Raw genomic sequence first — 25000 nt, 5'->3', positions numbered from 1 at the left:
GTCCACCAAAGCAAAACGCCACGGATGTAAATCCGTGGCGTTTTGCTTTACCGCGCGGGAAGTCGGGTAGACCTCCCGATGCGGTATTCGCCCAGAGGCGAACCCTTCACTACAGCTTACTGGCTTGCGCCCGAAGCCGGAGCAGCTGCCGAAGCAGCAGCGCCTGCGTCCGAAGCAGCAGCGCCTGCATCCGATGCAGCCGTCGAAGCCGAAGCAGCAGCGTCGCTCGCAGCAGCAGCAGCACCCGAAGCAGCAGCGCCTGCGTCCGAAGCTGCAGCGGCCGGAGCCGAAGCAGCAGCAGCGTCGCTAGCCGGGGCAGCTGCCTGATCGCTGCTCTTGTTGCATGCAGCCAGTGCCACAGCTGCCAACAGGGATGCTACGAGGAGGGATTTCTTCATGATCACGTCCTTTTATGGTTAAAGGTAAGCAACAGCGCAAAATATTACCGGTAATGTGCTCCAACACCAACCTGGGCCGCTGGTGGAGACGCACTTCATGAGCGTGAATCTTCCCTACGGCTTGGGCGGAAATTATATGCACTTTCGTATCGACCGTCGATAAATCCGGGGTCAATACGTTGTCTTTCTCATACAAATTTTATCGGTACGGTATTACACGTAGACGGACCTAGGCAAGCTCGCCTACCTGTATCCAGCCCGCACAATACCACTCGTGTAGCAGTGCTGTCACCGACGAATCGTCGGAGAGTGTTACAAAGCGTTTCGCACTCATGAAACGTGTGTCTGCGAGTTCAATCAGCCACTTTTTGACGCCTGCAAGCCTGTTTTCTTCCCCATTCAGGAAGTAAAAACGGGCGTCATACAACAGGATCGACTTGCGATCGAGCCGGATGCCACTTTTCGATGCACGCTCGATAAATCGCGTCTCTGTCAATGGCCGCGCGGGTGGATCGAATACGACGTTCGGTTTCGGCTCGCTCAGATAAGTACCGAGGAAGGTGGAGATGTCACGCTCATTCCATGACACTTCTGCAAGGATCGCGCCAACCCGTTCGACGAGCGCCGCCGGCAATTCGGCAGGATGGACGACGGCCGGCTGTTTCGGATCGCGATAGAGCTCGCGGGCAGCATCCTCTGCCTCGCCACGTTCGGCCAGATGGTAAAGAAACTGGCCCGTCAGCTCCTGCGTGGACGGCGCCCGAAAGCCGATCGAGCAGGTCATGCATTCGCCTTCCGCGATACCGTCGTGAGCGATGTGCGGAGGCAGGTACAGCATGTCGCCGGGCTCCAGCACCCATTCCTCGTCGGGTTCGAAGTGCTGTAATACCTTCAGCGGCAATCCCGGACGCAACGAAAGGTCGCGCTGCGCGCCGAACCGCCAGCGGCGCTTGCCGTGAACCTGCAACAGGAAAACGTCATAGGAATCGAAATGAGCGCCGACGCCGCCGCCATCTGTGGCGTACGAGATCATCAGGTCATCGAGGCGCGCGTCCGGTACGAAGCGGAACCGGTCGAGCAGCGCGCGGGCACGGTCGTCGTGCAGGTCGACGCCCTGCACGAGCAGCGTCCACGCGCGTTGTTTGACGGGCGGCAGTTCGTCGGGCGCGAACGGACCGTGCTCGAGTTGCCACCTGTTGCGAAAGTGCGTGATCAAGCGCGCTTCGACGTCGTCCTGATCGGCGAGTTCGAACAGCGCGTCGCGCGAAAGCGGTGGCTCGATATCCGGAATGGCCTGACGGATCAGCAGGGGCTCCTTCTGCCAGTACCGGCGCATGAATTGCGACGGCGTGAGATTGCCGAGGAGCGGCGTTGGCGTGTCGGGCAGGGGCGGCAGAACCGGTGAAAGGTTCCGGCCCGAAGCCGTGCCTGGCGGGTGGTCAAGGGGCCGCTTGGGCATCGTATAATGTGAGTTGTATTCTGGAGAATCGAATGAAAATCGCAAAGAACACCGTCGTGTCGGTCGCTTACAAGCTGTCGGATGCGCAGGGCAATCTGATTGAGGAAAGCGACGAGCCGATGGTCTATCTGCACGGCGGCTATGATGGCACGTTCCCCAAGATCGAGGAAGCGCTCGATAGCCATGAGGCGGGCTTCGAAACCCAGGTTCAGCTCGAGCCGGTGGACGCGTTCGGCGAGTACGATCCCGATCTCGTGAAGATCGAGCCGCGTGATCGCTTTCCCGAGCCGCTCGAAGTCGGCATGCAGTTCGAAGGCACGCCGGAAGAGGGCGACGAAGATCTCGATTCGCTGATCTACACCGTGACGGACGTGGCCGGAGACAAGGTCGTGCTCGACGGCAACCATCCGCTCGCCGGCATGGCGCTGCGCTTTGCACTGACCGTCAAGGAAGTGCGTGAAGCCACCGAGGACGAAATCCAGCACGAGCACGCGCACGGCGCGGACGGCCTCGAAGTCCTTGACGAGGACGATGACGACGAAGAAGAAGACAAATCAGGGCCCACGCTGCACTGAGCCTGCAGGCGCGCCGGGGGAAGCGGGCAGATTGTTCGGGCTGCCAGGGTTAGCCGGGCTTCCTGCTGGATTGCCTGCTGCATTGCCGGCTGGATTACCCGCGGGGTTGCCCATATTTCCCCCGCTGCCGGGCGCTGGTATCGGCATCGCCGGCGGCAGGTCGGGCTCAGGCGGCAGTGATGGAATTTCCGGCATCGATGGCGCCGGCTCCTCATGTACATTCGACGGTGCCACGGACGGCAGCGGCATGTTCTTCGGCACCTCTCGCACGCTCACACGGAACGGCGGTCGCCGCGCCGTGTCAGCATCGATTTCAATCCACTGATTCAACCGGTCTCGCGGCGCGAAGGCGATGCGGGTGAGATTCGTCACCTGCACGCCCTTGTCGTTGCGCAAAGGTTGATCGATCTGGAATCCGGCAGCCACGCTCTCGTCATCGTGATGAATGACGAGAACCGGGCCGCGGAATGTCTGCGCCAGTTTCACGAGGCTGCGTTTGAGTTCGAGATAGCCGTCGCGACGCTGGTTACGCGTGAAGCGCAGCCATGCGAAGCGGTCGGGGCGCTCGTAACGTTCGGGATCCGGATCGCCCTGGATGAAAACAACAATCGCGCGCGCGTCGCGCCGCTTCGCAAATTCGGCCGCATGTTCGAGCCAGAATGCATTGGCAATCACACGGTCTTCGAATTCGCCATTACGGCCGCCGGCGTTCAGATAGTGGTTGTTCGGCGACGGCACGTTGAGCGCGAGAAACACCGTATCTTCCACCTGCCAGCGCACGTTCTCCCGATACGGACGAAAGCGCGAGACCTCGCTTTCGCGCGTGAGCGGAATCGGGTTCTGGCCCATCGACGACGCGTCTGCGAACAAGGTCTGCCGTAGCAGATCCAGCCGTTCGACGGGATCGTAGCCGCCGGCCTGCGCCGTGCCGCAGTTGGCCCAGTCGTGCTGGCCGGCGACGAACACGAGCGCCGGACGCGCCGCTTCGAGCAATGTATGCCGCCGCTCGTAGAGCGAATCGCTGCACGTTTCCTTTGCGCCTTTCAGATTGCCGTCATAGACGACGAACGACACGCCGCTGTCGCGGCCGATGGCGTCCAGCAGACGCTGCGTCGGTGCCTCATCGGCCGGGCTCTCCAGCGTCCCGCTGACAACCGCGAAGGCATAGCGTGAGCCCGCCGCATGCGCGGCTGCTGGCAGGGCGCAGAAGATCACGCTGCATGCCAGCGCGATGGCTAGCGCCGCGCGTGCATCGCGCGGGAAGGGCAGATGCCACGTACGCTCAACGGTCTGCATCCGGCGCGTCGGCCAGGTGTTGCAGTTCGTAGAGCAGCTGCAGCGCGTCGCGCGCACTCAGTCCGTCAACGTCGATCGAACGGAGTTTTTCGATTGCGGCGTGCGTGGGCGGAGCGTGCTCGACGTCTGGCTCGTCTTCCGCATCCTCCAGCAGCAGAGGCGCGGCGAAGAGATCGAGTTGCGGCGTGCCCTGGGCCACCGACTGCTGCTCCAGATGCGCCAGATGCCGGCGTGCCGCGCGGATCACGGCCGACGGCACGCCGGCCAGTTGCGCGACCTGCAGGCCGTAGCTCTGGTTAGCGGGACCTTCCTCGACCGCATGCAGGAACACGATGCCGTGCCCGTGTTCCACTGCCGAAAGATGTACGTTCGCCGCCTGCGGGAACTCGGCGGGCAGTTGCGTGAGTTCGAAGTAGTGGGTCGCGAAGAGCGTGTGGCAACCATTGTGCGCGAGCAGATGCCGCGCGATGGCCCATGCGAGTGCGAGGCCGTCGAAGGTCGATGTGCCACGCCCGATTTCATCCATCAGCACGAGACTTTGCGGTGTCGCGTCGTTCAGGATCGCGGCTGCTTCTGTCATTTCGACCATGAACGTCGAACGGCCGCCCGCGAGGTCGTCGGCTGCGCCAATACGCGTGAAGATGCGGTCGATCGGACCGAATCGCGCGCGCCGCGCCGGCACATAGCTGCCGACATAAGCCATCAGCGCGATGAGCGCAGTCTGACGCATGAACGTCGATTTACCGCCCATGTTCGGGCCGGTGATCAGCAGCAGCTTGCGCTCGTGTGACAACGCGCAGTCGTTGGCGATGAACTGCTCGACCTGCGCCTCGACCACCGGATGGCGACCTTGCTCGATTTCGATGCCCGCGCCTTCGGAGAACGTCGGTGCGACCCAGTCGAGCGCGCGTGCGCGTTCCGCGAATGCGGCGAGCAGATCCAGCTCCGCCAGCGCAGAGGCGACGCGCTGGCAATCCGCGATAAACGGCAGCAGCGACTGGAGCAGCGCGTCATACAGCGACTTTTCGCGCGCGAGCGCACGTTCCTGTGCGGACAACGCCTTGTCTTCGAACGTCTTCAGTTCGGGCGTGATGTAGCGCTCGGCGTTCTTCAGTGTCTGGCGGCGGCGATAGTCGTCGGGCACCTTGTCCGTCTGGCCGCGCGTGACTTCGATATAGAAGCCATGAACCTTGTTGTACTCGACGCGCAGGTTCGCAATACCGGTACGCGCGCGTTCCCGCGTTTCAAGGTCGATCAGGAACTGGCCGCAGTTCTCGGAGATGTCACGTAACTCGTCGAGATCCGCATCATAGCCGCGTGCGATCACACCGCCATCGCGCACCATCGCGGCCGGCTCGGGCGCGACCGCACGCGTCAACAGTTCGACGCAATCCATGGGTGGCTCGAGCGACAGGTCAATGTGCGCGAGCGAATCCGAGGCGGCAGCCAGCGGCGCGATCTGCCTGCGCAATTCTGGCAGGGCGATAAACGTGTCACGCAGGCTCGACAGATCGCGCGGACGCGCCGACAGCAACGCCAGACGCCCCGTGATCCGTTCGATATCGGAAATCTGCCGCAGCGCCGTGCGGAGTGAGTCGAGACTCGCGCCGGCAGGCGCGTCGAGCAGCGCGCCGATGGCCTGCTGGCGCGCCTGGGCAATCGCGGCATCACGCGGCGGATGATGCAGCCAGTGACGCAGCAGCCGGCTACCCATCGTCGTGCAGCACGTATCGAGCAGCGAACATAGCGTCGGCGACTCGGTGCCGCGCAGCGTTTCAGTCAATTCGAGGTTGCGTCGCGTGGCCGGATCGAGACCGATATATTCCGACTCGGATTCGACCTTCAGACTGCGCACGTGACGCAACTGCTGACCCTGGGTCGCCGCCGCGTAAAGCAGCAGCGCGCCAGCCGCGCCGCACGCGCTTGCAAGTGAATGCGCGCCGAAGCCGTCGAGGCTCGCGACGTTCAACTGATCGCACAGACGCTGCCTGCCCGACGATACGTCGAAATGCCACGCAGGCACGCGCGTGACGGCGCCCGAGCCGGGCGAGGGAGAAACGCCGTTCACGTCCGCCGGCGTATCGGCCACGAGAATCTCGGCGGGGCGGATGCGCTCCAGCGCGGCCGCCACCTGATCGGGCGCGACTTCGGCCAGGCGCAACGCGCCGCTCGCCAGATTCAGCCACGCAAGCCCCACACTCGTCGCGACGCCGCGACGGTTATGTCCGACACACATCGCGAGCAGATACACGTCGCTCTTGTCTGACAGCAGCGCCGCATCGGTCAACGTGCCGGGCGTCACGACGCGCATGACCTTGCGTTCGACCGGACCCTTCGACGTGGCCGGATCGCCGATCTGTTCGCAGATCGCCACCGATTCGCCAAGCTTCACGAGCTTCGCCAGATACTGCTCGACGGCGTGATGTGGCACGCCGGCCATCTTGATCGGATTACCCGCCGACGCGCCACGCTGTGTCAGCGTGAGGTCGAGCAGACGCGCGGCCTTTTCCGCGTCTTCGAAAAAGAGCTCATAGAAGTCGCCCATCCGGTAGAACACAAGCGTGCCCGGATGTTCGCTTTTGATGCGCAGATATTGCTGCATCATCGGCGTGTGTTGTGCGGCGGTGTCGTTGGGAGTTGCGATTGGAGTGCCCATCCTGATGTCGTGCCTTGGTGTTCAGGGCGTGAGTTTAACCCGCCTGCGTCGCGTGTGAACCTGGCCGGATGGCCAGTCTTCCGCGAGAAAGCGGGCAACCCGCGTCGGGCGTCATTCCTCGACCAGCGCCCGCATATCCACCTTGCGCGCATTCACGGCGCTGCGCCGTTTGGCGAGCCACATCATGAACGTAACAAATGTGCCGAACACGACGATGATCCATTGCACCGGAATCTTCGCCGTCAGCATCACGGCATACGCACCGAGCATCAGCAGTACGGCCAGATTCTGGTTGAAATTCTGCACCGCGATCGAGTGTCCGGCGCTCAGCAGCGTCGCGCCGCGGTGCTGCAGGATCGCGTTCATCGGCACGATGAAAAAACCCGACAGTGCGCCGAGCAGAATCATCAGCGGATAGGCGAGCACGATATAGACAGGCGCGACGAACGGGCCGATCCTGATGCCCATGCCCGCCGGGAAAAGTCCCTTGCTGTAGAACGCCATGGCAATCGCCACCGCGCCCGTCACGATGCCGACCGGCAGTACGCGCAACGAGCCGCGCAACGGAACCCACGCCGCGGCCGCCGCGGCGCCCACTGCAATCCCGAGGCCCGTCACGCCCTGCATGACGGCTGCCTTCGGTAGCGACAGCCCGAGGTTCACGTCAGCCCATTTGAGCACGAGTAGCTGCAACGTGACGGCGCCGCCCCACATCAGCGTCGTCACCCACAGCGCGATCTGCGCGAGCCTGTCGGCCCACAGCACGTTGAAGCTGTTCGCGAAATCGCCAACCAGCTTCTTCGGCTCGGTGAGCCGGTTCGGGTAACGCGCGCCGGTATCGGGAATCGCGATGTTGATCACCGCCGCGGCCGCATACGTCAGCATGACAGCGAGCATCGCAAGATCGGCGGCGCTGTGGACCATCGGCAGATGCGCGTGGGCGACGAACTTCGTCGCCAGCGTGCTGATCAGCGCACCGCCGACCATCGTGCCGACAATCGTCGACAGCACGGTAGCCGATTCGAGCCACGCGTTCGCAGCGACAAGCTTTTCTGCCGGCAGCAGTTCGGTCAGGATGCCGTATTTGGCCGGCGAATAGGCCGCTGCGCCGAAGCCGACCACGCCGTACGCGATCATCGGGTGGACGCCCGCGATCATCATCAGGCAGCCTGCAGCCTTCAGCGCGTTTGAGACGAACATCACGTGGCGTTTTTGCAGCGCATCGGCGAATGCACCGACGAAGGGCGCGAGCAGCACGTACGAAATCGTGAAGAAGATCTGCAGCAGCGGTGTGATCCACGCGGGCGACTGGATGACAGTCAGGATCGCGATCGCCGCGATCAGCAACGCGTTATCCGCCAGCGACGACACAAACTGTGCCGCAATGATCGTGTAGAAACCTTTTTTCATGAAGCGGACCGGAGTGCGCGACAGGCTGCGTAAAGATGGACCAACGACGACGCCATAACAAAAAAGCGGCCGAAGCCGCTTTTCCGTTCGTGCATCAGGCCGCTTGCTGCTTCGTGCGGCTGTACTTGCCGAGAATCGGCACCATCTGCGCATACATCTTCGGGTTGCCCACGACGATTTCGCCGACGTGCAGGAATTCCGAATCGCCGGTGTAGTTGCCGACAAGGCCGCCCGCTTCGGTGACGAGCAGGCTGCCTGCCGCCACGTCCCACGCGTTGATGCCCTGTTCGAAGAAGCCGTCGAGGCGACCCGCGGCAACGTTCGCCAGATCGAGCGCAGCGGCGCCCGGACGGCGCAGGCCGGCGCACGCATTCGTCATTTCGGTGAAGAGGCGGTTATACGCTTCGAGGCCCTCTTTTTCGCGGAACGGAAAGCCCGTGCCGATCAGGCCATCGGCCAGACGGTCGCGGCGGCCGACGCGGATGCGGCGGTCGTTCAGGAACGCGCCACGGCCGCGCGAGGCGGTGAAGAGGTCGTTGCGGGTCGGGTCATAGACGACAGCCTGCGTCACGATGCCCCTGTGCGCGAGCGCGATCGACACGCAGTAGTACTGGAAGCCGTGGATGAAGTTCGTGGTGCCGTCGAGCGGATCGATGATCCACTGGTATTCCGACTCGTTGTCGGACTTGCCGGATTCTTCGGCGAGGATCGCGTGATCGGGGTAGGCGGTCTTCAGCGTATCGATGATCGCCGCTTCCGACGCCTTGTCGACCTCCGTCACGAAATCGTTGTGCTGCTTCTTGCTGACCTGAACGAGATCCAGATCGAGCGACGCGCGGTTGATGATCTGTCCGCCGCGACGGGCGGCCTTGACAGCGATGTTGAGCATGGGATGCATGAGCGGAATCCTTGTGCCGGACGGCCGCGGCGGCAGTCCGGTAATAGCTGTAAACAACCGGAACGTTCGCTTTGAAGTGATCAAACACGCGTTCCGTCGACGGAGACGAATTGAAGAAGAGCGGGGCGCACGTTCAGGAAACGTTCAAGACGGCGCGAATTTCGTGATTTTACCCGAGTCTGGCCCGATCCGGCAGCCACCGCGCGCCACAACGCCCGGCGAAGCCGTCCGAAAGCCGGTTCGTACGAGGTGGTTGGCGCTACCATAGGGGTTCTCCAGTTCGTCGATTGTCATCCGTGGCCGAAATCCAGCACCCCTCGTTGTCGTCTTCCCGCGATCTGTCCGCCGATAGCGCCGGGCCCGTGCGCGGTGGTTTTACGTCGACGCGCTTCGTGCTCGTCGAGCCGAGCCATCCTGGCAACGTCGGCGCCGCGGCGCGTGCCGTGAAAACGATGGGGTTTTCGCGGCTGGTGCTGGTTGCGCCACGCGTCGCCCATGTGCAGAGCGACCCGGAAGCGATCGCGATGGCCAGCGGCGCCGACGACGTGCTCGCATCGGCACATGTCGTGCCCTCGCTCGCCGACGCGCTGAATGGCGTGCAGTGGTCGATCGCCCTGACGGCGCGCGCCCGCGAATACGGTCCGCCGCAGCTTACGCCGCGCGCGGCCGCGGCGCAGGCGCGCGAGCATGCGGCGCATGGCGAAATCGCGCTCGTGTTCGGTAACGAGCGCACGGGTCTGTCGAACGAGGACGTCGAGCGCTGCAGCGTGCTCGCGCATATTCCGGCCAACCCCGCGTACAGCTCGCTCAATCTCGCGCAGGCGATTCAGGTGCTGTCGTACGAATTGCGGATGGCCTACCTGGAAGCCGCTGACAGCGGCGTGAGGGATGGTGCAGATTTGAACGCTTCGGCGCGCGCGGCCAGCGACGAAATCGAACGCATGTACGTGCATCTGGAAAACGCGCTGATCGCGCTCGACTTTCTCGATCCGGTCAATCCGAAGAAGCTGATGTCGCGTCTGCGGCGGCTCTTCGCCCGTTCCGGGCTGGAGCGGGAAGAGGTCAACATCGTGCGCGGCATCGCCAAACACATCCTGCTGAAAGTAAAGCCGCCCGGGAAGTAGCCTCGAAGCGGCGTTCGCCGCTTTGCAAAAATCGCCAGAACCAACGACCTTGCCGCGAACGCGGGCTTCCAGCAGCGTTTGCGCAATCCCCCTACAATCGCTGAAAACGTCATAAGCAAAGCGGTCAGGCTGGATTCATGGCCGACCGCTCAATGCCCGTTGGCCGGCAATGCCGCCACCGGTAACGATGCCTCACCCCCACGTCAGCCTGACTGCCATGTTCAAAAGACTTCGCGAAGACATCGCCACGATCCGCGAGCGCGATCCCGCCGCCCGCAGCGCCTGGGAAGTCCTCACGTGTTATCCGGGCCTCCACGCCCTCGTGCTGCACCGGGTCGCGCACGCCTTCTGGCTGGCGAAGCGCCGCTGGCTCGCGCGCTTCGTCTCGCAGGTCGCGCGCTTCCTGACCGGCATTGAAATCCATCCGGGCGCGACCGTCGGCCGGCGCGTGTTCATCGACCATGGCATGGGCGTCGTGGTCGGCGAGACAGCCGAAATCGGCGACGACTGCACGATCTACCAGGGCGTGACGCTCGGCGGCACGTCGCTCACGCGCGGCGCGAAGCGGCATCCGACGTTGGAGCGCGGCGTGATCGTCGGCGCGGGCGCGAAAGTGCTTGGCGGCTTCACGATTGGCGCTGACGCCAAGATCGGCTCGAATGCGGTCGTCGTCAAACCGGTGCCTGCCGGCGGCACAGCGGTCGGCAATCCGGCGCGCGTGATCGTGCCGGCTGCTTCGTCCAGAGCGAGTGTGAACGAAGCGAAGCCTTCATCTGCGCGCAGTGCCTTTTGCGCATATGGCATCACGCCCAATGCGGACGACCCCGTCTCACTCGCGATTCACGGCCTGATCGATCACGCGGCCACGCAGACGCAGCGCATCGACGAAATCGTCGCGGCACTGGAGCGGCTCGGCGCGAGTCTTGAAGCATTGAACGGTGCGGATGCGGCGCTGATCGATCTGCGCCGCCTGTCGGCAGCGATCGAAGGGAAGGTTGAGCAAAGTTGATATCCAGCGTTGCGTGCGTGCGCACGCGTGCACGTGCGTGCGAACGCGACGTCTGGGTCAATCCAGCGGCAGCAGCTTGAACCCTTCCGAATCGATGCGCAGATAGCCACCGCGTCGCGGGCCGTGATCCAGTTCCCAGTCGGGCAGAACCCAGCGCGTGCCTCCGGGGTCGGTGTGCGTGGCGGGGCGGTGCGTATGGCCGTGAATGATCGTTGCCGTGCGGGTCTTTCGAAACAGCGCAGCGACGCCTTTGGGCGTCGCGTCGTATTTCGGCGAGACGGGCCGCGAACGTCCTGCCTCGCTTGCTGAACGCATCCGTTCCGCGAGCTTTCGACGCCAGCTGAACGGCCACGCGAGAAACAGCGCCTGTGCCGCGCGATTGCGGGCGAAGCGGCGGAACAGCTGGTAGCCGCGATCGGCCGTACACAATCTGTCGCCGTGCGCGAGCGCGATGCGCGTGCCGAACGCGGTGATCACAAACGGATCGGGCAGCCAGATCGCGCCCGCCGCTTTCATGAAGCGCTTGCCAAGCAGAAAATCGCGGTTGCCATGCATGATGTAGAGCGCGATGCCGCGCTCCGACAACGTATGCATTAACGCTGCCATCCGTGCGGCGAAAGGATCGCTATCAGGCTCGACGAGCATGTCGTCGCCGATCCAGTACTCGAACAGATCGCCGAGAATAAAAACCGAATCGGCGTGGTCGGCCGTCACGCGGATGAAATGCTCGAACGCGGCGACCGTGCGCGGAATCGCCTCACTCAGATGAAGATCGGAGATGAAAAAAAACGGGCGCGCGGCGTGCGGGCGTTTGCCCTCGCCAGGCACGCCCGCAGCGACGCTTCGCAGCGGCGTTTCTTGCAGCATCGAAGGTGCCTGAGATGTCCTGCGTTATGTCGGGAGAGGCAGCCTTTGAGGCCGCCTCTCCTATCTGTGTGATGTGCCGGTATTACTCGGCAACCACAGCCTTTTCGATGATCACGTCGTCGACCGGCACGTCCTGATGGAAGCCCTTCGAACCCGTCTTCACCTTGCGGATGGTATCGAGCACGTCGAGACCTTCGACCACCTTGCCGAACACCGCGTAGCCCCAGCCCTGCGGCGTCGGCGACGTGTGGTTCAGGAAGTCGTTGTCGTTCACGTTGATGAAGAACTGGGCGGTAGCCGAGTGCGGATCGTTCGTGCGCGCCATGGCAACCGAGCCCTTGACGTTCTTCAGACCGTTGTTCGCTTCGTTCGTGATCGGTGCTTCGGTCGGCTTCTGCTTCATGCCCGGCTCGAAACCGCCGCCCTGGATCATGAAGCCATCGATCACGCGGTGGAACACCGTGTTGTCGTAATGACCAGCCTTCACGTAGTTGAGGAAGTTCTCAACCGACTTCGGCGCCTTTTCGGCATCCAGTTCGATCTTGATGATGCCGTGGTTCGTATGCAGTTCGACCATGATGAGATCCTTTGACTGACAGGTGAGTGGAGGGCGCAGACGGCGCACAGGCCGCTCCGCGCGGAGGTGTTCCAGTGGGTCTGTGTTACCCGCTTATTTGCTGACGACAGTCGCCGACTCGATCACGACCTGCTTCTGCGGCACGTCGGCCATCGGGCCGCGCGTCGTGGTCGGTGCGCCTTCGATCTTCTTCACGACGTCCATACCCGACGTGACCTTGCCGAAGACGGCGTAGCCGTTGCCGTCCGGATTCGGATAGTCGAGGCCGGCGTTATCCACCGTGTTGATGAAGAACTGCGCCGTCGCCGAATTCGGATCACTCGTGCGCGCCATCGAGAGCGTACCCACAGCATTCTTCAGGCCGTTACGGCTTTCAAGCGGAATCGGCGCGCGTGTGGGCTTTTCGGCGAAGCTCGTCGTGTAGCCGCCGCCCTGGATCATGAAACCAGGAATCACGCGATGAAAAATCGTGCCGCTGTACTGGCCGGACTTCACGTAGTCGAGGAAGTTCGCGACGGTCTTCGGCGCCTTCTCAGGATACAGCTCGACGCGAATGTCGCCTTCCGATGTCTTGAAGAGGACGGACGGGTGCGCGGCCTGCGCCTGTGAACCCGTTTGTGCAAAAGCGGGTGCGTTCGCGATGAGGGCGGCGCTGCCGAGCGCCAGCATCAACCATTTCATGTAAATCCTCAGGGTGGAAAAAACGGGATGGCGAAAGCGCGCCTATTGCGACGGCGCGACGTACGGCGGAACCGCCAGCGAGCCGGTCGGGCCGCCGAACAGGAAGCTCGGGCTCCCCGTCACATTCGTCGTGGCGCGCGCGGTGTAGTCGTCTACCGCTGCCGCACTTTTGCGCGCTGGCTTGTTGCCGCCGGGCGGCGGCGAAACGATTTTCTGGATGTCGGCGAGACGCTGCTGCGTCGTGCTGCTCGCGTGACCGATGCCCTGCGCGCGCCTGTACGATTCGGCGGCGAGCCGCAGGTACAGGTCGCCGAGGTTTTCGTAAGCGAGGCCGTAGTTCGGATTGACGCGTGTTGCGGTTTCGAGCGCGGCACGGGCTTCCGGATAGCGGCCTTCTTTCGCGTATAGCGCGGCGAGGTTGTTATACGGCTCGGGCAGTTCCGGATACATTTCCGTGAGCTCGGTGAACGCCGTGATCGCATCGTCGTCGCGGTTCAGGCGCGCGAGCACCGTGGCGCGCTTGAACTTCGCCTGCGCGTCACGCGGGTTCGACGCGATGCGCGCGTCGAGCTGCTTCAGTGCGCCGGCCCAGTCTTTCTGCGCGATCGACGCGTCGATCTGCGGCGTGCCGTCCGCGACGGCTTTCACCTGCGCGTGCGCGGCGGGACCCGCCAATACCATGAAGGCGACGCCGCAAAAGGCTGTCGCGGCGAGGGTCGCAGCGCGTCGCGCGCGGCCGCTGGAAGGTTTCATAGGCTCAGGTCTGGGTGTTATACTCCGACCCATTCTAACAAAAGGTCTGCGCGTTCCGTCGAACCACAGACTGTCTTTTCGCCACTCGTGGTCGTCTCCGCCTTGAATGCAGCCTGACCGCAGCATTAAATGCACCGGTTTGCTGCCTGCTGTCTTTGTCGTGTCCGTCTGAGTCGTGAGGCAGCGGGCGCAGCATGCACGTAACACAATGCGGATTTCTTTCGGCCCACGCATCGTCTCTATGGAATCTCTGCGCATCTACAACACGCTCGCGCGTGACAAGCAATCTTTCGTGCCGCGTGAAGCGGGCATCGTGCGGATGTACGTCTGCGGGATGACCGTTTACGACTACTGTCACGTCGGTCATGCGCGCGTGATGGTGGTCTTCGATATCGTCCAGCGCTGGTTGCGTACACTGGGTTATCAGGTCACGTATGTACGCAACATCACCGATATCGATGACAAGATCATTCGACGCGCGGTCGAAAACGGCGAGACAATCAAGTCGCTGACCGACCGCTTTATCGCCGCGTTGCATGAAGACGCGGACGCGCTCGGCATTGCGCGGCCCGATATCGAACCGCGTGCCACCGATTTCATTCCGCAGATGCTCGGCATGATCGAGAAACTCGAAGCGAACGGCTACGCGTACCAGGCAACCGACGGCGACGTGAACTACGCAGTGCGCAAGTTTGCGAACTACGGAAAGCTGTCGGGCAAGTCGATCGAAGACCTGCGCGCGGGTGAACGCGTCGCGGCGAACGACGCGAAGCAGGATCCGCTCGACTTCGTATTGTGGAAACAGTCGAAGCCGGACGAGCCCGCCGATACCGGCTGGGATTCGAAGTACGGTCGCGGCCGGCCCGGTTGGCATATTGAATGCTCGGCGATGAGCTGCAGCCTGCTCCGCGAACATTTCGACATTCATGGCGGCGGCCAGGACCTGCAGTTTCCGCACCATGAAAACGAACTCGCGCAGAGCGAAGGTGCGTCAGGGCAAACGTTTGTCAATTACTGGATGCACAACGGCTACGTGCAGATCGACAATGAGAAGATGTCGAAGTCGCTCGGCAATTTCTTTACGATCCGCGAAGTGCTTGCGCTATACGATGCCGAAGTCGTACGCTTTTTCATCGCGCGCGCGCATTACCGTTCGCCGCTGAACTACAGCGATACGCACATCGACGATGCACGTAGTGCGCTCACGCGTCTCTACACCGCATTGAAGGACGTCACGCCGGACGATGCTCCGCTCGACTGGAACGAAGCGCACGCGCAACGTTTCCAGACCGCGATGAACGACGACTTCAACACGCCAGTCGCGGTGTCGGTGCTGTTCGAACTGGCCAGCGAAGTTAACCGTACCCGCGACGCGGCGCTCGCACGACAATTGCGTGCGCTCGGAGGTCTGCTGGGCCTCCTCGGTCGCGAGCCGCGTGCTTATTTGCAGCAGGCTGCAGGCACTGCGAACGAAGGCGCACTCGATGCCGTTGAGATCGAAGCGAAGATCGCAGCACGGGTCGCCGCCAAGCAGGCGAAAGATTATGCCGAAGCAGACCGGATCCGGGCCGAATTGCTCGAAGCCGGTATTGCACTTGAAGACAAACCGGGCGGGTTGACCGAGTGGCGCCGCGTGTGAGCGCGCCCCGAACATCCCTCTGATCGACTCGCCAGGCAGGAGGCAGGATGGCAACGGCCACGAAGACGCCGGCTAAACGAGCCGCGTCTCAAACAAGCGCGACAGCCGCAGTGAAAACGACGCGCGCACGCAGTAACGTAAAACCCTCGCTGAAGGCTGCAACCGCGGCAGGCAGCGTTGGAACGGCAGCGACGAAAGTGCTGGCGAAGGCGTCCACCGGGTTGTCCGCGAAGGTGGCGGGCAAGCGCGCGCTGAACGGTGCATCGCATAAGCAGCACAAGGTGGCGAAGCCCGTGCGCAAGTCGCGCGTGAGGGGCAATGGCGAGTTGCCGCCGGAACTCGCCGGCGACGTGCAGGAACTCGCACGCGACACGCTGCATGATGGCGAAGTCGTGCGCAAAACCCGTGCGTCGACGTCGACCGAAGTTGCCGTGCCTGTGCAGATCGGCGGGCTGGCGCCGGCCGTGACGCGTCCACCGTACTGGGACCGCGCATGCGCCGATCTCGTCAAGCGCGATCGTATTCTCAAGAAGCTGATTCCGAAGTTCGGTCCGGTGCATCTGTTGAGCCGCGGCGATCCGTTCGTGACGCTCGCACGTTCGGTAGTCGGCCAGCAGATTTCCGTGGCGGCCGCGCAGGCGGTCTGGCAGCGCGTCGAGACGGCGTGTCCGAAGCTCGTGCCGCAGCAGTTCATCAAGCTCGGTCAGGAAAAGCTGATGGCGTGCGGCCTGTCGAAGCGCAAATCCGAGTACGTGCTTGATCTGGCGCAACACTTTGTGTCGGGCGCGCTGCACGTGGGCAAGTGGGAGTCGATGGAAGACGAAGCCGTGATCGCCGAATTGACGCAGATTCGTGGCATCGGACGCTGGACGGCAGAGATGTTCCTCATCTTCAACCTGTCGCGTCCGGACGTCCTGCCACTCGACGACCTCGGCCTGATTCGCGCGATCAGCGTGAACTACTTCAGCGGCGAGCCGGTGACGCGCAGCGAAGCACGCGAAGTCGCGGCAAACTGGGAGCCTTGGCGCACCGTCGCAACCTGGTATATGTGGCGTAGTCTCGATCCGTTACCGGTCGACTATCAAGAAAGAGCGTAACAATTCGCAACTATCGATATCTTATAATTGATAGTTGCGACAGGGTTTTGACATTGCCGAGCGCGGTTAGAATACGCGCTGCCGGTAAGTCCAAGGATTACAACCAATGAAGACCACGTTTCTGGATTTCGAACAGCCGATCGCTGAACTCGAAGCGAAGATCGAAGAATTGCGCTTCGTGCAGGACGATTCGGCCGTCGATATTTCGGAAGAGATCGAGCGGCTGTCGAAGAAGAGCCAGCAGCTCACCAAAGATCTCTATGCGAACCTGAGCCCATGGCAGGTCTCGCAGATCGCGCGTCATCCGCAGCGTCCGTACACGTTCGATTACGTCAGCGAACTCTTCACCGATTTCCACGAGCTTCACGGCGACCGCAACTATGCGGACGACCTGTCGATCGTCGGCGGTCTGGCGCGTTTCAATGGCCAGCCGTGCATGGTGATCGGCCACCAGAAGGGCCGTGACACGAAGGAGCGCGCACTGCGTAACTTCGGCATGCCGCGTCCGGAAGGCTATCGCAAGGCCGAGCGCTTCATGCGCCTCGCCGAGAAATTCGGTCTGCCCATTTTCACGTTCATCGATACGCCGGGTGCCTATCCGGGCATCGGCGCGGAAGAGCGCGGCCAGTCGGAAGCGATCGGCCGCAATCTGTACGTGATGGCCGAACTGAAGACGCCGATCATCGCGACGATCATCGGTGAAGGCGGTTCGGGCGGCGCGCTCGCGATTGCCGTCGGCGACAGCGTGCTGATGCTGCAGTTCTCGACCTATTCGGTGATTTCACCGGAAGGCTGCGCGTCGATTCTGTGGAAGAGCGCGGCGAAGGCGCCGGAAGCCGCCGAAGCGCTGGGTTTGACCGCGCATCGTCTGAAGGCGCTGGGTCTCATCGACAAGATCGTCAACGAGCCGCTCGGCGGTGCGCATCGCGATCCGAAGGGTATGGCTGCGATGCTGCGTCGTGCGCTGGCCGATTCGCTGCGTCAGTTCCAGGGCATGAGCATTCAGGACCTGAAGCAACGCCGTTTCGAGCGCCTGATGGCCTACGGCAAGTTCAAGGAAACGACGCCCGGCGCATAAGCCGGCGTCCGTTCTCAAGGGCGCATCGCGCCTTTCTACCGTGAATTCCCCCACTGAAAATCCCGCCGACCGCCTCGTTCTCGATGCGGTCGGCGCGGCGTTTGCGTCGCTGCCTTCCGATGCGCGTGTCGCCGTGGCGTTCAGCGGCGGACTCGATTCGACGTCGCTGCTCGATGCGGCCGTGCGCACCGGCGGCGCGAAGCGTTGTGTTGCGCTGCATATTCACCACGGCTTGAGCCAGCACGCGGACGAATGGCTCGCGCAATGCGAGGCGTTCGCGCGCGAGCGGGGTGTTGCGTTCGAGGCGCGACATGTCGACGTATCGCGTGAAGCAGGCGTGAGCATCGAAGCCGCCGCGCGCGATGCACGCTATCGCGCGCTCGATGCGATGTGCGGGGAGCACGGCGTTCACGCGCTGTGGCTCGCGCAGCATGCGGACGATCAGGCTGAGACGGTGCTGCTTCAACTGCTGCGCGGGGCAGGGCTTGCCGGCCTGGCCGCGATGGCGCCCGAGCGGCTGGCGCCGGGTACGCAGGTCGTGCGAGCAAGGCCGCTGCTCCACGTGCTGCGTGCGCAACTGGAACAGTATGCGCATGCACGCGACCTGAGCTGGATCGACGACGAATCGAACGCGGATACGCGCTACGCACGCAACGCGTTGCGTCATGAAGTGCTGCCACAACTGGCGGTCCATTTTCCGGGTTTTCGCGACGCGCTCTCGCGCACGGCGACGCATGCCGCAGCCGCGCAGCGTCTGCTCGACGACCTCGCGCGCATCGATATCCAGCAGGCCGCGCGCGACGCGGGGCGTGCCCTGTCACGCGACGCATTGCTTGCGCTTGACGATGAACGCGCACTCAATCTCCTGCGCTACTGGATGCGCACGCTCGGTTTGCCGGCGGCATCGACGGCGCGTCTCACCGACGCGCTGCGCCAGCTTAGCGAAGTGAGCGACGATCACGGCATGCGCGTCGATCACGCGGGCCAGTCTCTGCGCAGTTATCGCGACGAAATCTTCTGGGAAGCTGGCGACAGCGCCGATCCGGCCGATGAAACCGTGCTTGACGCGCGGCCTGCCAGCGAACTCACGTGGCGTGGCGAGTCGATCTGGCGTCTGCCCCAATGGCGCGGCACGTTCGTGTTCGCTGAAGTTGAGGCGGATGATCCTGACGCTATTTCTGAATCCACGCTCACGCGTGCGCCGCTGGCAGCACGCGCGCGCAGCGGTGGCGAGCGCATGCGTATCGATGCGAACGGGCCGAGCCGAACACTGAAAAATGTCTTTCAGGAACGCGGTGTACCGGCATGGAAGCGCGATGTGCCACTTGTTTTCAGTGGTGACGATCTGCTCTTTGTGCCGTTGCTCGGCGTCAACCGCGAGACGGCCCCAGTCACTTCGGACAAGGCGCGCGCCAACGCGTCCCGACATTTTCGTCTCGACTGGCGTCCGGACCTGCTGGTCGCCTGAGCGGGCGTTCGCAAGCCCCGCGACTGCCCTGAAATAGCGCGCAAGTCCTTTGTGCACAACCGTTTGGGCCTTCCCATTATGGGATTTTGGCTTGTCTTTTTGTGCCCGATCGGGTAGGTTTACATGTTTGCCCGGCGAGATTGTGCCGTGTTTTTATCGTAATCCCGGTCATGTCCGGACCGGTTGCCAGGCGCACCCCGCTCGCAACCGTCTGTTACGGGCAAATAAAGGGCAAATAAAGGGCAAACCCCGCGCGTGCTGCACGCGCGCTGCATCTACGCCGCCACACCTCATCGTCATTCCTGAACGTTGCCTCGTGTGCGGTCGTCTCCAGCGCGCCCAGCGCGGTCACCACTTCAGTTCAGAACGACAATGGCACTCATCGTACATAAATACGGCGGCACTTCGATGGGCTCAGTCGAGCGCATCAGGAACGTCGCGAAGCGCGTCGCCAAATGGCATAAGGCCGGCCACAAGATGGTCGTCGTGCCGTCGGCGATGTCCGGCGAAACGAACCGTCTGATCGGTCTCGCGAAAGAACTTTCCGCCCAGCCGAGCCCGCGCGAACTCGACATGATCGCGTCTACCGGCGAGCAGGTCAGCGTCGGTCTTCTGTCGATCGCGCTGCACGAGGCAGGCGTCGACGCGGTCAGCTACGCCGGCTGGCAAGTGCCGGTCAAAACGGATAGCGCGTTCACGAAAGCGCGCATCAGCGACATCGACGGCGAGCGCGTGCTGCGCGACCTCGACGCCGGCAAGGTCGTTGTGATCACGGGCTTCCAGGGCATCGATCCGGAAGGCCATATTACGACGCTCGGCCGCGGCGGTTCGGATACGTCGGCGGTTGCTGTGGCCGCGGCGCTGAAAGCCGATGAATGTCTGATCTACACGGACGTCGACGGCGTCTACACGACCGATCCGCGCGTGGTTGAAGAGGCACGCCGCCTCGATCGCGTGACGTTCGAAGAAATGCTGGAAATGGCCAGCCTCGGCTCGAAGGTGCTGCAGATCCGCTCGGTGGAATTCGCCGGCAAATATCAGGTGAAGACGCGTGTGCTGTCGAGCCTGACGGATCCAATGATCCCGCTCGAAGCGGAAATGAGCTCGGGCACCCTGATTACTTTTGAAGAAGACGAGACCATGGAAAAAGCAGTCATCTCGGGAATCGCGTTCCAGCGCGACGAAGCACGTATCGCCGTGATGGGTGTTCCGGACAAGCCGGGCATCGCGTATCAGATCCTCGGCCCGGTGGCGGACGCGAATATCGACGTCGACATGATCATCCAGAACCAGAGCGTTGAGGGCAAGACGGCGTTCACGTTCACAGTGGGTCGCGGCGACTATCAACGCGCAATGGACATTCTCACGGGCCAGGTGAAGGGTCATGTGAACGCCGAGCAGGTGCTGGGCGATCCGAAGGTGTCGAAAGTCTCGGTGGTTGGCGTCGGCATGCGTTCGCATGTCGGTATCGCGAGCACGATGTTCCGCACGCTGTCGGAAGAGGGCATCAACATCCAGATGATTTCGACGTCGGAAATCAAGATCTCGGTGCTCATCGACGAGAAGTACATGGAGCTCGCCGTGCGCGCGCTGCATAAGGCATTCGAACTCGATCAGGCGTGAATATCTGCGGCGAGCTCGATGTGAGGATTCATCGAGGGCTCGCTGCATCGTCTGCGAATGCATGGCGGGTGCATGAGCGAGAGTGAGTTTGAGTTGAATTCACGCGTCAATCACGAACTGGCACAAAAAATGTGTCTTAGAAATTGACCACGTTCCGTGAACCCGCTATTATCTTGGCTTCGTCGCGCTGACTCCCTGCGCGAGCGAAAGTTTGGGAGACGTGGCCGAGAGGTCGAAGGCACTCCCCTGCTAAGGGAGCATCTGGGCCAAAACCTGGATCGAGGGTTCGAATCCCTCCGTCTCCGCCAGCGATGGCGGCGAAACCCCGTAAGTTCTCGGACTTACGGGGTTTTTGTTTTTCGACGCGCTTTTTGCACGTCATATCCACGTTTTTACGGCGCGCACATCGCGGCATGCCGATTGCTCTAATGACCTGGTCGAAACGAAACGTTTGAAATGCGACGAGTGCATGCCGTGCTGGCATGGCCTCTCGCGAACCAACGGAGGTCACGTCATGGACAACACTTCAATCGAAGAGCGGATTCGGACACGCGCCTATCATCTCTGGGAAAACGCACCTGATCCCAAAGGCACACCAGACGAATACTGGGAGCAGGCCCGCAGCGAAATCCAGATCGAAAACGGCGAGGGCAAGTCGCTGGAAAGCGGCGCTGATCCGGATGGAAAGACCTGACGCTATCGACTGGACCAAACGTAGAAGTAAGCGGGCGCGGATCGACTTCCAGCTTTCGCCTGAGTGCAGCGCCTCTTTTCCGTCTGTGAAAGCTTTGCAAATCTGCCACCCGTGTAACCACACGTAACGGAGTGAGTCAGGATGCGATGTTGTGCATCAGTTATTACAAAGTTGAAATACGCGAGCGGCCACCTTAAGTTATATTCCGGCCAACAAAATCAACTTGCCAAAGGTGAATACATGAAGTCGGCTAGTGTTGTTTCGTTGTTGATCGGTGCGCTGGCGGTCGGGGCGTCAGGCGTTGCGATGGCAGGCGTGAACGTGGGTGTCAACATCGGCATTCCGGCTCCTGTCTACGTTGCGCCGGCGCCGATCTACGTGCCGCCTCCGCCGCCGCCCGTCGTCTATCAGCCTGCGCCGGTGTATGGCGTACCCGTGTACGGCGCTCCGGCGATCGTGATTGGCTGGCACGGTGACCGTTACTATGATGGCCGTCGCTATTGGGACCGCGATGACTGGTATCGTCGTCATCCGGGCCGTGGTTACGATCGTGATGACCGTGACCATGATCATCATGACAACGGCCGCCACAATGGCTGGCACTAAGCGTGTCGTGAAGTTTGGAACGAAAAAGCCGCCCTGCTGGGCGGCTTTTTCATTGCGGCGGCGATCGCTTCAACCGCTGCGATCACGCCGTCGTCGCGTCGTCTCCGGCGGGCAATACTGAAGCCCGCGCGGGTTATTCGCCGATACCGGCCATGCCGCCGACGACCTCGCTGAACCCGCTGTCGACGTGCACGATCTCCGCAGTCACGCCGCCTGCGAGATCGGACAGCAGGAACGCTGCCGTATTGCCGACCTGTTCGATCGTCACGTTACGCTTGAGCGGTGCGTTGTTTTCGACGAATTCGAGAATCTTGCCGAAGCCCTTGATGCCGCTCGCCGCGAGCGTCTTGATCGGGCCCGCCGAAATTCCGTTCACGCGAATGCCCTTGCCGCCGAGCGAAACCGCCAGATAACGCACGCTCGCTTCGAGCGAAGCCTTCGCCAGACCCATCGTGTTGTAGTTCGGGATCGCCTTTTCCGCGCCGAGATAGCTGAGCGTGAGCAGCGCCGCATCGTTCGACAGCATCGGCAGCGCAGCTTTCGCGAGCGCCGGGAAGCTATAGGCGGAAATGTCGTGCGCGATGCGGAAGTTTTCGCGCGTCATGCCGTCGAGGAAGTCGCCAGCAATGGCTTCGCGCGGTGCAAAGCCGATCGAATGGACGAGGCCATCGAGGCTGCCCCAGTGCTCTTTCAGCGAGACGAAGAGGGCGTCGATCTGTGCGTCGTCAGCGACATCGCACGGGAAGATCAGGTTGCTGCCGAACTCGGCGGCGAATTCGGTGATGCGGTCCTTGAAGCGGTCGCCGACATACGTGAAGGCGAGTTCGGCGCCTTCACGTTTGCACGCCTGCGCGATACCGTACGCAATGGAACGGTTCGACAGCAGGCCGGTCAGCAGGATTCGTTTACCAGCGAGAAAGCCCATGAAATCTCCAGATGAAGTCTGCGCGCCGTGACGTTCGACCGGGTTTTGACCGGGGTTGACATGAGTTGGACCTGGGTTAGCCCTGGCCGAATGGCCATGACGTGGCCAGACGTACGGTTCGCGCGGGTTTATTGGGTAGAATTCTCTCACATTGCAACTGTCCCCTGACCAATAAGGCCCCTATGACGACTGGCTTGCCAACTGGCTCGCGATGGCCGCACCCGTTTCGTGCTGGATGGCATGCCGTAATTCGCACGTTATCGCGTCTCAGCGTCAAGGCGATTCCGCGTTCGGTGGCGGTGTGTTCGATGGCCGTGGCGTGCGGTTCTGGCGCGATGCTGGCAACGCAGCCGGCTCATGCGGTGTACGCGATTGCGCAGTACGGCGAGCCGAAGTATCCGGCTGACTTCAAACACTTTGACTACGTGAATCCAGATGCACCCAGAGGCGGCACGCTGGTGCTCGCGAATCCGGACCGTCTGACGAGCTTCGACAAGTTCAACCCGTTCACGCTGCGCGGCAATTCGGCACCCGGCCTCGGCGTCATGTTCGAGAGCCTGATGACAGGCAGTTCCGACGAAGTCGCGTCCGCCTACGGCTTGCTGGCGGACGATGTCAACATCGCGCCTGATGGCATGTCGACGACGTTCCACATCAATCCGCGCGCGCATTTCTCGAACGGTGATCCGGTGACGGCAGACGACGTCAAGTATTCGTTCGACACGCTGAAAAGCCCGAAGGCCGCGCCGCAGTTCGCTGCGTTCTTCGCGGAGATTACACGTGCGGTTGTCGTCGACCCGAAGACGATCCGCTTCGAGTTCCGTCAGCGCAATCGCGAGTTGCCGTTGATCGCGGGCGGCGTTCCGGTCTTTTCGCGCAAGTGGGGCGCGAAGCCGGACGGTAGCCACGTTGCGTTCGACCAGATTGCATTCGAGGAACCGGTCGGCAGCGGGCCGTACCTGATCGAGCATTACGATAACGGCCGCAATATCACCTATCGTCGCGATCCGGATTACTGGGGGGCCGCATTGCCTGTGCGCGTCGGTACGTTCAACTTCGAGCGCATCACGTACAAGCTGTATTCCGATGAAATTGCGCGACGCGAAGCCTTCAAGGCCGGCGAGTACGACGCGTTTGTCGAATACGTCGCGCGGAGCTGGGTGCGCCGGGACGTCGGCAAGAAGTTCGACAGCGGCGAACTGATCAAGCTCGAGTTTCCGCAGCACAACGGCACGGGCATGCAGGGCTTTATCCTGAATCAGCGAAGGCCGCTGTTTCAGGATGTGCGCGTGCGAAAGGCGCTTGATCTTGCGCTCGACTTTCAGTGGCTGAACCGGCAACTCTTTTACAGCCAGTACAAACGGATCGACAGCTTCTTCGCGAATACCGATCTGCAGGCGAAGGGTCTGCCGTCCGCCGGCGAACTCGCGTTGCTGAACCCGTGGCGCGCGAAACTCGACCCCACCGTATTCGGGCCACCGCCGAAGCAACCCGATACTGATCCACCTGGCTCGCTGCGCGCGAATCTCTTGCAGGCGCGCGCGCTGCTTACCGCCGCGGGCTGGACCTATCGCGACGGCGCGTTGCGTAACGCGAAGGGCGAGCCGTTCGAATTCGAGATTCTCGACGATTCGGGCGCGGCTGCGTCGATGGAGCCGATTGTCGCGACTTTCGTACGCAATCTGAGCAAGCTTGGCATCGTTGCGCGCTTTCGCGTGGTCGATTTCGCGCTGTATCAGAAGCGTCTCGACGCGTTCGATTTCGACGCCACGACGATCCGTTTGCCCGACGTGCAGGTGCCCGGCTCCGAACAGATCGACCGTTTCGGCAGCAAGGCGGCAGGCGAAACGGGCTCGGGCAACTACATCGGCCTGAAGTCGCCGGCCGTCGATTCGATCCTGAGTGCGCTGATCCAGGCGCAGACACGTGAGCAGCTGGTCGACGCCACGCACGCGCTCGACCGCGTGCTGATGCATGGTTACTATGTTGTGCCGCATTGGTACAGCGCGACGCACCGCGTGGCTTTTCGGCGCGGCATGGCATGGCCGAAGACGCTGCCGCTGTACTATTCGGCAAACGAATGGATCACCTCGATGTGGTGGTTCGTGCCGAAGCCGTGATGTTCCACATCGCACCCGATCGATCAACTGCCGCACCCGTCAGCATC

The 25000-nt window shown here is 62.3% G+C and carries 22 protein-coding genes and 1 tRNA gene; 12 read left to right on the top strand and 11 right to left on the bottom strand.

Going from position 1 to position 25000, the window contains the following annotated elements; all coding sequences use genetic code 11:
- Positions 1–116 precede the first annotated feature (116 nt).
- Both P3T21_RS19800 and P3T21_RS19795 read right to left on the bottom strand, forming a co-directional pair.
- Entirely contained in the window at positions 117–398 is a 282-nt protein-coding gene (locus tag P3T21_RS19800; RefSeq protein ID WP_429257641.1) for a hypothetical protein, read from the bottom strand.
- 229 nt (positions 399–627) lie between these two features.
- Positions 628–1857 (bottom strand): JmjC domain-containing protein, encoded by a 1230-nt coding sequence (locus P3T21_RS19795; protein WP_429257640.1) that lies wholly within the window; start codon positions 1855–1857, stop codon positions 628–630.
- Between the two features lie 32 nt (positions 1858–1889).
- Between P3T21_RS19795 and P3T21_RS19790 the strand changes: the two genes are divergently transcribed.
- On the top strand, positions 1890–2432 hold the full coding sequence (locus P3T21_RS19790) for an FKBP-type peptidyl-prolyl cis-trans isomerase (RefSeq protein WP_429257639.1): 543 nt from the start codon (positions 1890–1892) through the stop codon (positions 2430–2432).
- On the opposite strand, the gene P3T21_RS19785 is transcribed toward P3T21_RS19790, so the two are convergent.
- The 4 genes from P3T21_RS19785 to P3T21_RS19770 all read right to left on the bottom strand — a co-directional run bounded on the left by P3T21_RS19785 (position 2412) and on the right by P3T21_RS19770 (position 8692).
- On the bottom strand, positions 2412–3728 hold the full coding sequence (locus P3T21_RS19785; RefSeq protein ID WP_429257638.1) for a hypothetical protein: 1317 nt from the start codon (positions 3726–3728) through the stop codon (positions 2412–2414). The two genes, P3T21_RS19790 and P3T21_RS19785, sit on opposite strands and share 21 nt — an antisense overlap.
- Complete coding sequence (mutS, locus tag P3T21_RS19780) at positions 3715–6384, bottom strand: DNA mismatch repair protein MutS (RefSeq protein WP_429257637.1); 2670 nt, start codon at positions 6382–6384, stop codon at positions 3715–3717. The genes P3T21_RS19785 and mutS overlap by 14 nt, the downstream gene beginning before the upstream one ends.
- 111 nt (positions 6385–6495) lie before the next feature.
- Positions 6496–7794, bottom strand: coding sequence for a lysophospholipid transporter LplT (lplT, locus tag P3T21_RS19775; RefSeq protein ID WP_429257636.1), 1299 nt, complete (start codon positions 7792–7794; stop codon positions 6496–6498).
- 94 nt (positions 7795–7888) lie between these two features.
- Positions 7889–8692 carry an inositol monophosphatase family protein gene (locus tag P3T21_RS19770; protein WP_429257635.1) on the bottom strand — a complete coding sequence of 268 codons (804 nt, stop codon included), beginning with the start codon at positions 8690–8692 and terminating at the stop codon, positions 7889–7891.
- 305 nt (positions 8693–8997) lie between these two features.
- Here P3T21_RS19770 and P3T21_RS19765 point away from each other — a divergent pair, with 305 nt between their 5' ends.
- Together P3T21_RS19765 and cysE are read left to right on the top strand one after the other, a co-directional pair.
- Positions 8998–9816, top strand: coding sequence for an RNA methyltransferase (locus P3T21_RS19765; protein WP_429257794.1), 819 nt, complete (start codon positions 8998–9000; stop codon positions 9814–9816).
- 217 nt (positions 9817–10033) lie between these two features.
- Complete coding sequence (gene cysE, locus P3T21_RS19760; protein WP_429257634.1) at positions 10034–10825, top strand: serine O-acetyltransferase; 792 nt, start codon at positions 10034–10036, stop codon at positions 10823–10825.
- A gap of 57 nt (positions 10826–10882) precedes the next feature.
- Here cysE and P3T21_RS19755 read toward each other — a convergent pair whose 3' ends face one another.
- The 4 genes from P3T21_RS19755 to P3T21_RS19740 all read right to left on the bottom strand — a co-directional run bounded on the left by P3T21_RS19755 (position 10883) and on the right by P3T21_RS19740 (position 13703).
- A complete protein-coding gene (locus P3T21_RS19755; protein WP_429257633.1) occupies positions 10883–11692 on the bottom strand; it encodes a UDP-2,3-diacylglucosamine diphosphatase in 810 nt (269 codons plus the stop codon).
- Positions 11693–11774: 82 nt separating this feature from the next.
- A complete protein-coding gene (locus P3T21_RS19750; RefSeq protein ID WP_429257632.1) occupies positions 11775–12269 on the bottom strand; it encodes a peptidylprolyl isomerase in 495 nt (164 codons plus the stop codon).
- A gap of 93 nt (positions 12270–12362) precedes the next feature.
- Entirely contained in the window at positions 12363–12950 is a 588-nt protein-coding gene (locus tag P3T21_RS19745; RefSeq protein WP_429257631.1) for a peptidylprolyl isomerase, read from the bottom strand.
- A 42-nt stretch (positions 12951–12992) separates the two neighbouring features.
- Positions 12993–13703 (bottom strand): tetratricopeptide repeat protein, encoded by a 711-nt coding sequence (locus P3T21_RS19740; protein WP_429257630.1) that lies wholly within the window; start codon positions 13701–13703, stop codon positions 12993–12995.
- Positions 13704–13944: 241 nt separating this feature from the next.
- Here P3T21_RS19740 and cysS point away from each other — a divergent pair, with 241 nt between their 5' ends.
- From cysS to P3T21_RS19700, 8 genes are all read left to right on the top strand, one after another.
- A complete protein-coding gene (gene cysS / locus P3T21_RS19735) occupies positions 13945–15342 on the top strand; it encodes a cysteine--tRNA ligase (protein ID WP_429257629.1) in 1398 nt (465 codons plus the stop codon).
- A 47-nt stretch (positions 15343–15389) separates the two neighbouring features.
- On the top strand, positions 15390–16439 hold the full coding sequence (locus tag P3T21_RS19730) for a DNA-3-methyladenine glycosylase family protein (protein ID WP_429257628.1): 1050 nt from the start codon (positions 15390–15392) through the stop codon (positions 16437–16439).
- A gap of 106 nt (positions 16440–16545) precedes the next feature.
- Positions 16546–17517, top strand: coding sequence for an acetyl-CoA carboxylase carboxyltransferase subunit alpha (locus tag P3T21_RS19725; protein WP_090530526.1), 972 nt, complete (start codon positions 16546–16548; stop codon positions 17515–17517).
- A 40-nt stretch (positions 17518–17557) separates the two neighbouring features.
- Entirely contained in the window at positions 17558–18985 is a 1428-nt protein-coding gene (gene tilS, locus P3T21_RS19720) for a tRNA lysidine(34) synthetase TilS (protein ID WP_429257627.1), read from the top strand.
- A 372-nt stretch (positions 18986–19357) separates the two neighbouring features.
- Positions 19358–20608 carry an aspartate kinase gene (locus P3T21_RS19715; protein WP_429257626.1) on the top strand — a complete coding sequence of 417 codons (1251 nt, stop codon included), beginning with the start codon at positions 19358–19360 and terminating at the stop codon, positions 20606–20608.
- A gap of 214 nt (positions 20609–20822) precedes the next feature.
- A tRNA-Ser gene (locus P3T21_RS19710) sits at positions 20823–20916 on the top strand.
- Positions 20917–21122: 206 nt separating this feature from the next.
- Complete coding sequence (locus tag P3T21_RS19705; RefSeq protein WP_429257625.1) at positions 21123–21302, top strand: DUF2934 domain-containing protein; 180 nt, start codon at positions 21123–21125, stop codon at positions 21300–21302.
- Positions 21303–21542: 240 nt separating this feature from the next.
- Complete coding sequence (locus P3T21_RS19700; RefSeq protein ID WP_429257624.1) at positions 21543–21908, top strand: hypothetical protein; 366 nt, start codon at positions 21543–21545, stop codon at positions 21906–21908.
- Positions 21909–22041: 133 nt separating this feature from the next.
- On the opposite strand, the gene fabI is transcribed toward P3T21_RS19700, so the two are convergent.
- A complete protein-coding gene (gene fabI, locus P3T21_RS19695; RefSeq protein ID WP_429257623.1) occupies positions 22042–22833 on the bottom strand; it encodes an enoyl-ACP reductase FabI in 792 nt (263 codons plus the stop codon).
- Between the two features lie 308 nt (positions 22834–23141).
- Here fabI and P3T21_RS19690 point away from each other — a divergent pair, with 308 nt between their 5' ends.
- Entirely contained in the window at positions 23142–24953 is a 1812-nt protein-coding gene (locus P3T21_RS19690; protein ID WP_429257622.1) for an extracellular solute-binding protein, read from the top strand.
- The last annotated feature ends 47 nt before the right edge of the window (positions 24954–25000 follow it).

It is taken from the genome of Paraburkholderia sp. GAS334 (assembly GCF_050436625.1).
Taxonomy (GTDB): Bacteria; Pseudomonadota; Gammaproteobacteria; order Burkholderiales; family Burkholderiaceae; genus Paraburkholderia.
The sequence above is the reverse complement of the archived record's forward strand: the minus strand, read 5'-3'. Positions and strand labels throughout refer to the sequence as shown.

Excerpts from the sequence above, each read along its gene's own strand:
- P3T21_RS19800 (WP_429257641.1), bottom strand. The coding sequence starts at position 398 with ATGAAGAAATCCCTCCTCGTAGCATCCCTGTTGGCAGCTGTGGCACTG.
- P3T21_RS19795 (WP_429257640.1), bottom strand. The coding sequence starts at position 1,857 with ATGCCCAAGCGGCCCCTTGACCACCCGCCAGGCACGGCTTCGGGCCGG.
- P3T21_RS19790 (WP_429257639.1), top strand. The coding sequence starts at position 1,890 with ATGAAAATCGCAAAGAACACCGTCGTGTCGGTCGCTTACAAGCTGTCG.
- P3T21_RS19785 (WP_429257638.1), bottom strand. The coding sequence starts at position 3,728 with ATGCAGACCGTTGAGCGTACGTGGCATCTGCCCTTCCCGCGCGATGCA.
- mutS (WP_429257637.1), bottom strand. The coding sequence starts at position 6,384 with ATGGGCACTCCAATCGCAACTCCCAACGACACCGCCGCACAACACACG.
- lplT (WP_429257636.1), bottom strand. The coding sequence starts at position 7,794 with ATGAAAAAAGGTTTCTACACGATCATTGCGGCACAGTTTGTGTCGTCG.
- P3T21_RS19770 (WP_429257635.1), bottom strand. The coding sequence starts at position 8,692 with ATGCATCCCATGCTCAACATCGCTGTCAAGGCCGCCCGTCGCGGCGGA.
- cysE (WP_429257634.1), top strand. The coding sequence starts at position 10,034 with ATGTTCAAAAGACTTCGCGAAGACATCGCCACGATCCGCGAGCGCGAT.
- P3T21_RS19755 (WP_429257633.1), bottom strand. The coding sequence starts at position 11,692 with ATGCTGCAAGAAACGCCGCTGCGAAGCGTCGCTGCGGGCGTGCCTGGC.
- P3T21_RS19750 (WP_429257632.1), bottom strand. The coding sequence starts at position 12,269 with ATGGTCGAACTGCATACGAACCACGGCATCATCAAGATCGAACTGGAT.
- P3T21_RS19745 (WP_429257631.1), bottom strand. The coding sequence starts at position 12,950 with ATGAAATGGTTGATGCTGGCGCTCGGCAGCGCCGCCCTCATCGCGAAC.
- P3T21_RS19740 (WP_429257630.1), bottom strand. The coding sequence starts at position 13,703 with ATGAAACCTTCCAGCGGCCGCGCGCGACGCGCTGCGACCCTCGCCGCG.
- cysS (WP_429257629.1), top strand. The coding sequence starts at position 13,945 with ATGGAATCTCTGCGCATCTACAACACGCTCGCGCGTGACAAGCAATCT.
- P3T21_RS19730 (WP_429257628.1), top strand. The coding sequence starts at position 15,390 with ATGGCAACGGCCACGAAGACGCCGGCTAAACGAGCCGCGTCTCAAACA.
- P3T21_RS19725 (WP_090530526.1), top strand. The coding sequence starts at position 16,546 with ATGAAGACCACGTTTCTGGATTTCGAACAGCCGATCGCTGAACTCGAA.
- P3T21_RS19715 (WP_429257626.1), top strand. The coding sequence starts at position 19,358 with ATGGCACTCATCGTACATAAATACGGCGGCACTTCGATGGGCTCAGTC.
- P3T21_RS19705 (WP_429257625.1), top strand. The coding sequence starts at position 21,123 with ATGGACAACACTTCAATCGAAGAGCGGATTCGGACACGCGCCTATCAT.
- P3T21_RS19700 (WP_429257624.1), top strand. The coding sequence starts at position 21,543 with ATGAAGTCGGCTAGTGTTGTTTCGTTGTTGATCGGTGCGCTGGCGGTC.
- fabI (WP_429257623.1), bottom strand. The coding sequence starts at position 22,833 with ATGGGCTTTCTCGCTGGTAAACGAATCCTGCTGACCGGCCTGCTGTCG.
- P3T21_RS19690 (WP_429257622.1), top strand. The coding sequence starts at position 23,142 with ATGGCCGTGGCGTGCGGTTCTGGCGCGATGCTGGCAACGCAGCCGGCT.